Annotated in this window: 1 protein-coding gene; it reads right to left on the bottom strand. The window is 70.5% G+C overall.

What is annotated here, in order from left to right; all coding sequences use genetic code 11:
• Positions 1-292, bottom strand: a 292-nt coding sequence (locus tag B2J89_RS22115) for a phosphate acyltransferase (protein ID WP_256368872.1), incomplete at both ends; no start/stop codon positions are given.

Here is a 292-nt window from a genome sequence, read left to right as displayed (position 1 = left end):
CACCGGGCCGATGGCGATGTTGCCGCCCGCCGCCGTCTTGAGCAGGTTGTACGAGATGTTGGCGGCGTCGATGTTGGGCAGCACCAGCAGGTTGGCGTTGCCGGCCAGCGTGCTGCGCGGCATGAGTTTGGCGCGCGCCTTGCCGTCCAGCGCCACGTCGCCGTGCATCTCGCCGTCCACCTCGAGCCAGGGCGCCTGCGCGCGCAGCAGCTCCAGCGTCTCGCGCATCTTCACGGCGCTGGGCTGGTGGCTGCTGCCGAAGTTCGAGTGCGAGAGCAGCGCCGCCTTGGGC

It is taken from the genome of Acidovorax sp. SRB_24 (assembly GCF_012931925.1).
Note: the sequence above shows the minus strand (reverse complement) of the source record. Positions and strands in the feature narration are given on the sequence as shown.